At 55.5% G+C, this 2,280-nt stretch carries 1 rRNA gene; it reads left to right on the forward strand.

Annotated elements, in window-relative coordinates:
- Positions 1 to 2,260: ribosomal RNA gene (locus tag C1Y41_RS19645) — 23S ribosomal RNA — on the forward strand; the annotation flags it as partial.
- Between the last annotated feature and the right edge of the window lie 20 nt (positions 2,261 to 2,280).

Raw genomic sequence — 2,280 nt, forward strand, 5'->3', positions numbered from 1 at the left:
GGGCGCTAAGTTGCAGGGTATAGACCCGAAACCCGGTGATCTAGCCATGGGCAGGTTGAAGGTTGGGTAACACTAACTGGAGGACCGAACCGACTAATGTTGAAAAATTAGCGGATGACCTGTGGCTGGGGGTGAAAGGCCAATCAAACCGGGAGATAGCTGGTTCTCCCCGAAAGCTATTTAGGTAGCGCCTCGTGAACTCATCTCCGGGGGTAGAGCACTGTTTCGGCTAGGGGGCCATCCCGGCTTACCAACCCGATGCAAACTGCGAATACCGGAGAATGTTATCACGGGAGACACACGGCGGGTGCTAACGTCCGTCGTGAAGAGGGAAACAACCCAGACCGCCAGCTAAGGTCCCAAAGTCATGGTTAAGTGGGAAACGATGTGGGAAGGCACAGACAGCCAGGATGTTGGCTTAGAAGCAGCCATCATTTAAAGAAAGCGTAATAGCTCACTGGTCGAGTCGGCCTGCGCGGAAGATGTAACGGGGCTAAACCATGCACCGAAGCTGCGGCAGCGACGCTTGCGTCGCTGGGTAGGGGAGCGTTCTGTAAGCCGCAGAAGGCGTGCTGTGAGGCATGCTGGAGGTATCAGAAGTGCGAATGCTGACATAAGTAACGATAAAGCGGGTGAAAAGCCCGCTCGCCGGAAGACCAAGGGTTCCTGTCCAACGTTAATCGGGGCAGGGTGAGTCGACCCCTAAGGCGAGGCCGAAAGGCGTAGTCGATGGGAAGCAGGTTAATATTCCTGCACTTGGTGTTGCTGCGAAGGGGGGACGGAGAAGGCTAGGTTATCCGGGCGACGGTTGTCCCGGTTTAAGCGTGCAGGTGTGAAGACCAGGCAAATCCGGTCTTCTTTAACACTGAGGCGTGACGACGAGGCTCTACGGAGCCGAAGTAACTGATGCCCTGCTTCCAGGAAAAGCCTCTAAGCTCCAGGCAACACGAAATCGTACCCCAAACCGACACAGGTGGTCAGGTAGAGAATACCAAGGCGCTTGAGAGAACTCGGGTGAAGGAACTAGGCAAAATGGTGCCGTAACTTCGGGAGAAGGCACGCTGGCGCGTAGGTGGAGGGACTTGCTCCCCGAGCCGAGGCCAGTCGAAGATACCAGCTGGCTGCAACTGTTTATTAAAAACACAGCACTGTGCAAACACGAAAGTGGACGTATACGGTGTGACGCCTGCCCGGTGCCGGAAGGTTAATTGATGGGGTTATCCGCAAGGAGAAGCTCTTGATCGAAGCCCCGGTAAACGGCGGCCGTAACTATAACGGTCCTAAGGTAGCGAAATTCCTTGTCGGGTAAGTTCCGACCTGCACGAATGGCGTAATGATGGCCAGGCTGTCTCCACCCGAGACTCAGTGAAATTGAAATCGCTGTGAAGATGCAGTGTACCCGCGGCAAGACGGAAAGACCCCGTGAACCTTTACTACAGCTTGACACTGAACATTGAGCCTTGATGTGTAGGATAGGTGGGAGGCTTCGAAGCGCGGACGCCAGTCCGCGTGGAGCCATCCTTGAAATACCACCCTTTAACGTTTGATGTTCTAACGTGGGCCCGTTATCCGGGCTGCGGACAGTGTCTGGTGGGTAGTTTGACTGGGGCGGTCTCCTCCCAAAGCGTAACGGAGGAGCACGAAGGTTGGCTAATCCTGGTCGGACATCAGGAGGTTAGTGCAATGGCATAAGCCAGCTTGACTGCGAGAGTGACGGCTCGAGCAGGTGCGAAAGCAGGTCATAGTGATCCGGTGGTTCTGAATGGAAGGGCCATCGCTCAACGGATAAAAGGTACTCCGGGGATAACAGGCTGATACCGCCCAAGAGTTCATATCGACGGCGGTGTTTGGCACCTCGATGTCGGCTCATCACATCCTGGGGCTGAAGTAGGTCCCAAGGGTACGGCTGTTCGCCGTTTAAAGTGGTACGCGAGCTGGGTTTAGAACGTCGTGAGACAGTTCGGTCCCTATCTGCCGTGGGCGCTGGAGAATTGAGGGGGGTTGCTCCTAGTACGAGAGGACCGGAGTGAACGCACCGCTGGTGTTCGGGTTGTCACGCCAGTGGCACTGCCCGGTAGCTAAGTGCGGAAAAGATAAGTGCTGAAAGCATCTAAGCACGAAACTTGCCCCGAGATGAGTTCTCCCTGGCTCCTCGAGAGCCCTGAAGGGACGTTGAAGACGACGACGTTGATAGGCCGGGTGTGTAAGCGCAGCGATGCGTTGAGCTAACCGGTACTAATGACCCGTGAGGCTTAACCTTACAACGCCAGAGGCGTTTTG

This window comes from Pantoea sp. ICBG 1758, from assembly GCF_002928325.1.
Classification (GTDB): domain Bacteria; phylum Pseudomonadota; class Gammaproteobacteria; order Enterobacterales; family Enterobacteriaceae; genus Pantoea; species Pantoea eucrina.